Source organism: Amycolatopsis sp. La24, assembly GCF_029087445.1.
Classification (GTDB): Bacteria; Actinomycetota; Actinomycetes; order Mycobacteriales; family Pseudonocardiaceae; genus Amycolatopsis; species Amycolatopsis nivea.
Genome location: NZ_JARACH010000049.1, coordinates 60962 through 67122, shown reverse-complemented (window position 1 = coordinate 67122; position 6161 = coordinate 60962). Strand labels below are relative to the sequence as shown.

7 protein-coding genes are annotated in these 6161 nt (G+C 68.6%); 3 read left to right on the top strand and 4 right to left on the bottom strand.

Going from position 1 to position 6161, the window contains the following annotated elements:
• Positions 1-208: 208 nt before the first annotated feature.
• Together pth and PUT80_RS33905 are read right to left on the bottom strand one after the other, a co-directional pair.
• The gene (gene pth, locus PUT80_RS33910; RefSeq protein ID WP_275294558.1) at positions 209-802 is read right to left on the bottom strand and encodes an aminoacyl-tRNA hydrolase; all 594 of its coding nucleotides are present in this window, start codon (positions 800-802) and stop codon (positions 209-211) included.
• Positions 803-812: 10 nt separating this feature from the next.
• Positions 813-1412 carry a 50S ribosomal protein L25/general stress protein Ctc gene (locus PUT80_RS33905; RefSeq protein WP_275294557.1) on the bottom strand — a complete coding sequence of 200 codons (600 nt, stop codon included), beginning with the start codon at positions 1410-1412 and terminating at the stop codon, positions 813-815.
• Positions 1413-1737: 325 nt separating this feature from the next.
• Here PUT80_RS33905 and PUT80_RS33900 point away from each other — a divergent pair, with 325 nt between their 5' ends.
• Together PUT80_RS33900 and PUT80_RS33895 are read left to right on the top strand one after the other, a co-directional pair.
• Positions 1738-2853, top strand: a complete 1116-nt coding sequence (locus PUT80_RS33900; RefSeq protein WP_275294556.1) for a hypothetical protein — start codon at positions 1738-1740, stop codon at positions 2851-2853.
• A gap of 102 nt (positions 2854-2955) precedes the next feature.
• Complete coding sequence (locus PUT80_RS33895; RefSeq protein ID WP_275294555.1) at positions 2956-3600, top strand: NAD(P)H-binding protein; 645 nt, start codon at positions 2956-2958, stop codon at positions 3598-3600.
• A gap of 48 nt (positions 3601-3648) precedes the next feature.
• Here PUT80_RS33895 and PUT80_RS33890 read toward each other — a convergent pair whose 3' ends face one another.
• Positions 3649-4494, bottom strand: coding sequence for an alpha/beta fold hydrolase (locus tag PUT80_RS33890; protein ID WP_275294554.1), 846 nt, complete (start codon positions 4492-4494; stop codon positions 3649-3651).
• 110 nt (positions 4495-4604) lie between these two features.
• Between PUT80_RS33890 and PUT80_RS33885 the strand changes: the two genes are divergently transcribed.
• Positions 4605-5279, top strand: coding sequence for a TetR family transcriptional regulator (locus PUT80_RS33885; protein ID WP_275294553.1), 675 nt, complete (start codon positions 4605-4607; stop codon positions 5277-5279).
• Here PUT80_RS33885 and PUT80_RS33880 read toward each other — a convergent pair.
• Entirely contained in the window at positions 5215-6087 is an 873-nt protein-coding gene (locus PUT80_RS33880) for a TIGR03621 family F420-dependent LLM class oxidoreductase (protein WP_238604213.1), read from the bottom strand. The two genes, PUT80_RS33885 and PUT80_RS33880, sit on opposite strands and share 65 nt — an antisense overlap.
• Between the last annotated feature and the right edge of the window lie 74 nt (positions 6088-6161).

The window sequence follows — 6161 nt, the reverse complement described above, 5'->3', positions numbered from 1 at the left end:
TGCTCGTCCTCACCCAGCACGAACAAGCCGTCCGCGACACCGCCCAGCCCACCCCGGCCTGACAACTACCACACCCCGTCAACCCGCCATGACCAGCACAAACCAGGATGAAAAATCCCCAATGTGGCATTGGGTGCATCGCACGCACCCAATGTGGCATTCGGTGCATCTGACGCACCCAATGCCACATTGGGGCGAAACCAGCAGGTCAGGCAGCGTGAAACGCGTTCTGCGCCGCAGCCAGGCCCCGCGAAACCAGCGCCTCGACCGCATCCGCACAACGGTCGACCTCGAACGGGAGCTCCTTGCGCTCGACCGTCGAAAAGTCCTTCAGCACGAAATCCGCCGGATCCTGCCTGCCCGGCGGCCGCCCGATGCCGAAACGCACGCGGTAGTAGTCACGCGTGCCGAGCGATTTGGTGATGGACCGGAGTCCGTTGTGCCCGTTGTCGCCGCCGCCGAGCTTGAGCTTCAGCGCGCCGAAGTCGACGTCCAGCTCGTCGTGCACCACCACGACGCCGGACGCCGGCACCTTGAAGAACCGGGCCGCGCCGACGACCGGCCCGCCCGAGAGGTTCATGAACGACCGCGGCTTCACCAGTACCACGCGGGAACCGGCGAGCCTGCCTTCGAGCACCTCGGCCCCGCTGCGGTGCGCCTTGAACTTCCCGCCGACCCGGCCGGCCAGTTCGTCGAGCACCATGAACCCCACGTTGTGCCGGTTCCCGGCGTACTGGGGTCCTGGATTGCCAAGGCCGGCGAGCAGGATCAGCTCGCCGGCCCCGGGCAGGTCTTCACTCACGAAAGCGAGTTTATTCGGCAGCTTCGGTGGTGGCTTCCTCGGCTTCGGCGTCCTCGTCAGCGGAGCCGCGCGGGGCCTCGTTGACGGCGACGACCAGCGCCTCGGCGTCGGTGACCAGCTCGGCGCCTGCGGGCAGCTCGACCTGGCCCGCGGTGATCTGGGTGCCGGCCTCGATGCCCTCGACGGAGACCTCGAACTGCTCCGGGATGTGCAGCGCCTCGACCTCGACCTGGATCGTGTCGATGTCCTGGGCGACCAGGGTGCCCGGGCCGGGGGTGCCGGAGACGACGACCGGGACGTCGACGGTGACCTTCTCGCCGCGCTTGACGACCAGCAGGTCGACGTGCTCGATGTAGTTCTTGAGCGGGTGGACCACGATGGTCTTGGTCAGCGCCAGCTCGACGTTGCCCTGCAGGTCCAGCGTGATGACGGCGTTGGTGCCGTTCTCGCGGACGACGCGGGCGAACTCGATGGCCGGCAGCGCGAAGTGCCGCGGGTCCGAGCCGTGCCCGTAGAGCACCGCGGGGATTTTGCCGGCGCGACGGGTGCGGCGGGCGGCACCCTTTCCGAACTCGGTGCGCGGTTCGACGGAAAGACGTACCTCGGACACGGTTTAGCACTCCTTCAAATCACACGACGTGCGGCAGGGGGCGGCGGGGATCGTCGATCTCTGCTCGGGGCGGTTGGCACGGCGGCGAGATTGCGGGCGTGAGCGGACCACGGGGCTTCTCGAGCCGCCGCGTCGATCACGCCGGGCACCTACAGGCGCACCCGCCTCGCCGAGACAACCCGAGAAGTGTAAACCAGCCGGTCCGCGCGGGCCCGCACCGGGTCCGGGCAGTCTCCCCCGCGCGGGTGGGTGACGACACAAATCCCGTCCCGCCCGCCGATCTGGTGGGAGTGGCATGATTTCCGCGGAAAGAGGGGCGGCCGACATGCGGGCTCGATGGACTGCGACAGCACTGGTGCTGCTTGGTGGGCTTCTCGCGGGCTGCCAGGTCGCGGTGACCGGCACGGCGGGACTGTCCGATGCCGACCGGCAGCTGGCTGCCCAGCGTGCGCAGCAGCAGACGGCGGTCGACGCCGCGCTGCAGGCGCTGGAGCAAGCACCGGCGCTGCAATACGACGCGACGCTGAAGGACGGCGCCGGCAACCCGGCGACGCTGACGTACCGCGTCGCGCGCGACGGCAACGGCTTCGGCGCGCTGCCGCTGGAGGGCAAGCCGGTGCGGCTGACCGAACCGGACGGGCAGCTCTACCTCGCGGCCGACGCGGACTACTGGAAGTCGCACGGCCTGGAGGAGAACAGCACCCAGTTCGGCAGCGGATGGGTGCACACCGTCGGCAGCGAACTGCCAGTCGACCCGGCCGCGCGGATGTCCCCGCCGAAGCTCGCCGGCGAACTGCGCAAAGCACTCGGCGGCCTCGGCACCGGTGCGCCGCAAAAGCAGAAGCTGCCGGACGGCACCGAGGTGTACGACCTCGGCGGCGCGCTGCAGGTGACCACCGCCGAACCGCACCGGGTCACCGGGTTCGCGCCCGCGCTGCTCGATCCGCGCGGCGGCCCGAAGCTGGGCGCGGCGTTCCGGGTCCGGCCGCTGTCGGACGCCGAGATCAAGCAGTTCCACACCGATTTCAACGCCGCGGTCGACGCGATCGGGCAGCCGTTCGACGGGCTCGCGCAGGCGAGCGTCACGGTGCTCAACGACAAACTCGACTGCCAGGACTACGTCGGTTCCTGCAAGACCACAGTGGACGTTTCGAACAGCGTCGTCGGCAATCAGCCGGGCTCGAAACCGACCGTGCACATCAAGCTTTCGGTGGAGATCAGCGCGGACACGCTCGGCTCGCAAAGCTGCGCCACCGAAGGCGACGCCGCCGCGGACGCGACCATCACGATGTCCTGCTCGGTCAAATTCACCCTGCCCAACCGCACCGCGAGCTACCAGGTGCTGGCGAAGCCGACGGCGGTCGCCGAGGTGCGTTCGCCGGTCGACGCGAACGCGGTGAAGGCGAAGCTGGCCACCGCTTTCGCCGCGCTCGGCGGCTGACCTGCACGCTCACCTCGAGGTGCGTTTCTTCCGTTGAAGTAGCCGAAGACCGGTCCTTACCATCGGTGGCGTCGATACGGATTTTCTTTGCGAGGAGCGGCAATGAGCAAGCTGGTGGTGTTCGGCGCGACGGGATTCGCCGGTGGCCGGATCACCGACGAGGCGCTGCGGCGCGGGCACTCCGTGATCGGGGTCGCGCGCAAGGCCGAGGGGTTGCCGTCGGGGGTCGAAGCGCGGTCGGGGTCGATGCATGACGCGGAGTTCGTCGCGTCGGTGGCCAAGGGCGCGGACGTGCTCGTGATCGCGACGCCGGGCCGTGCGGACGACCAGGGCCGCCGGCTGGTGGACGCCCTGCCGACGCTGGTGGAAGCGGCCCGCGCGAACGGCGCGCGGCTGGCGGTCGTCGGCGGCGCCGGTTCGCTGCGGGTCAGCGAGGACGGGCCGCGGGTGATCGACACCCCGGAGTTCCCGGAGGAGTACAAGCCGGAGGCGGGCAGCCACGTCCTCGTCCTGGAGGCGCTGCGCGAGCTGCCGGACGACGTCGACTGGTTCTACGTCAGCCCGGCGGCCGAGTTCGGTTCCTGGATCCCCGGCGAGCGCACCGGCAAGTTCCGTCTCGGCGGCGACGTGCTGGTCAGCGACGCCGACGGCCGCTCGCACATCAGCGGCGCGGACCTGGCGATCGCGTTCGTGGACGAGATCGAAGAGCCGAAGCACTCGCGCGCCCGGTTCACCCTGGCGTACTGAGCGCGGAACCCGGTGGCGCTCGTGCCGCCACCGGGTCCGCTTCGCGCGTCAGCCGGGAGATCCCGCGGTGCACAGGAATTTCGTGGCGTGCTCCGGGTCGAGCGCGTTGGTGACGAGGTTCCAGACGTTGAGGTCGTAGGCCTCGCCGATGTGCCCGACGGGATCGAACGGGCAGGTGTCCTGGACGTATTCGTTCGTGACGCCCGGTTCGCGCACGAAAGACGTTTCGGTGGGCGTGACCAGTTCGTCGAACCGCGACGTGAGCACGGTGTAACGGACACCGGGCTGCGCGATGGGACCGTTCGTGAGCGTCTTGACCGCGCTGCCGTCGGTGATCAGGTCGTCGCAAGCCGGGCAGCCGAACGCGGTGAGCGCCTTGCCGACTTCATCGCGAATTCCCAGCAGGTACGCCAGTTTCGTCAGATTGGCGAACGTGGTGCCGTGCGTGGGCGGCGCGATGGCGACGACGGAGCCGATGCGGTCGGCGATGCCTTGGGTCTTCGTGACGTACAAGGTCTGGAATCCGCCCTCGGAGTGGCCGACCAGATCCACTTGCGCCGCACCGGTTTCGTTCAGCACTTCGCCGATGAACTGCTTGATTTCCGTTGCGGAGTCGGCGATCGGGCGAAGCCCGCCGACGACCGGGAACTGCGGGTACGCGCCGTAGGTGCGGCTGAAGGTGCAGTATCCCTTGGCGGCGACGTGATCCTGCAGGTAGTTCAAGTCCTCATAGGACGTCGCGCCGAGTCCGTGCAGGAACACCACCGGACGCGGGTGTGCGCTGCTCGGCCGGCACGCCGGATCGTTGACGCCGCCGGTCGGGGCGGCCGTGGCTGGGGCGGCGAACGCGGCGGTGAGCAATGCCGCGGCGGCCAGGACGATGCGCAACCTCATCGGAGCGGTCCTTCCCTGTCGTCCTTGACAGTGGATACCCTGGGGTATTGGATACCTGAAGGTATTGAGCGATCTGATCCAGTGTCAACCCCCGGATGAGGGAGAAGCCGATGACCGGCCGGACGCGGCCGACGCGGGCGGAGACCCGGCGGCGCATTCTCGACGCCGCCTTCGCCGTGTTCGGGGAACAGGGCATCGCCGCGACGAAGCTGACCGAGGTGGCCGCGGCGGCCGGGCTGACGAAAGGCGCGGTCTACTCGAGCTTCGCGTCGAAAGACGAGTTGGTGCTGGCGTTGATGGAGGAGCACGCCGCGCACCGGCTCGAAGCGAGTTTGGCGAGTTTCGCCGAGGCGGACGACGGCGGCGCCGGGCTGGCGAACGTCGCCGCGGTGCTGATGTACGAAATGCGCGCAGACGCGGTGTGGCACCGGCTGCTGGCAGAGTTTTTCGCAATGGCGCACCAAGACGACCGGCGGCGCGACGCGTTGCGCCGGCGCCGCCGGGAGGTTCGCGACACGATCGCGCGTGCCTTGAACCGGCTCGCCGAGGGGTTGGACCTCGAACTTCCGTTGCCTGCCGGGGAATTCGCCGTCGTGCTGCTCGCGTTGAGCAACGGTTTGGCCGTGGAAGCCGAAATCGACGACGAAGCGGTGCCGGACGGTCTCCTCGGTCGGGTGCTCACGCTCATCGCCGGAGACGCCGTCGCGAAGGTGCAGGCGGCTAGCGGCCTCGCAGTTCAGCCACCACCGGAGCGAAAGTCTCCATCATCGCCTCGAAAACGGTGAAGTAGGAGAAGCCGTACCGCTCGCGGTGCGCGATCAGCTGCTGCACCATCTCGTCCACCGTGCCGAAGAGAAGCTGGGGTGCGTTGAGCAGTTCGTCGACATCGGCCGCACTGCGTTCCTCGGTCTCGGCGTGCCATGCCGCCGCGGCCTCGCGCCGGTCGTCGGTGACCACGACGCGCTGGATCAGCATGTTGTAGTCGATCTCGCGATCCCCTGCCAGCGAACGGAAATACGCGACCCGCTCGTCCATCGCGACGTCGTTGTCGAGCACGAACGTGCCCGGCGGACGGCCGCGGTCCTGGCGAAGACCGGCGAATCCGACGATATCCGCCTGTTCCGCCGCGAGCTTGAGCACGCCGTCGCTGTTGCCCGCGATGAGGAGCTTCGGCATGCCGCCCTCGTCCTCGACGCGCGTGCGCAGTTCGGCGAGACCTTCGGTGAGGTAGGTGATCCGGTCGGCGGCTTTGCGCCACGGCAGCCCGGCGTCGTCGAACTCGTGCTTCATGTGGCCCGAGCCGAGACCGAGTTCGAAGCGGCCTTCGGTGAGTTTGTTGGTAGTGGCGACATCGCGGGCGAAGAGCGCGAGGTTGTAGAAAGGCACATTGGACACCAACGTGCCGACCCGCACCCGCTCGGTCACCGCCGCGGCAGCCGTGAGCGCGGGAAACGGCGACAGCCGCCCCGGCCCGAGATGGTCGGGAACGGTCAGGTGGTCGTAGCCGAGCTCCTCGGCCCGCCGGCATTTTTCGGTCCACTCAGTGCCGTTGGCCGTGAGCCGCAGGCTGACGCCGAATTCGAATTTCCCCATGGCTAGGACGCTAGCCACTCACGTACGGGTGACGCACCGGTTTTCGCCGCCGGCGGAACCCGGTTTTTGTCGTA

Excerpts from the sequence above, each read along its gene's own strand:
- PUT80_RS33900 (WP_275294556.1), top strand. The coding sequence starts at position 1,738 with ATGCGGGCTCGATGGACTGCGACAGCACTGGTGCTGCTTGGTGGGCTT.
- PUT80_RS33895 (WP_275294555.1), top strand. The coding sequence starts at position 2,956 with ATGAGCAAGCTGGTGGTGTTCGGCGCGACGGGATTCGCCGGTGGCCGG.
- PUT80_RS33890 (WP_275294554.1), bottom strand. The coding sequence starts at position 4,494 with ATGAGGTTGCGCATCGTCCTGGCCGCCGCGGCATTGCTCACCGCCGCG.
- PUT80_RS33885 (WP_275294553.1), top strand. The coding sequence starts at position 4,605 with ATGACCGGCCGGACGCGGCCGACGCGGGCGGAGACCCGGCGGCGCATT.
- PUT80_RS33880 (WP_238604213.1), bottom strand. The coding sequence starts at position 6,087 with ATGGGGAAATTCGAATTCGGCGTCAGCCTGCGGCTCACGGCCAACGGC.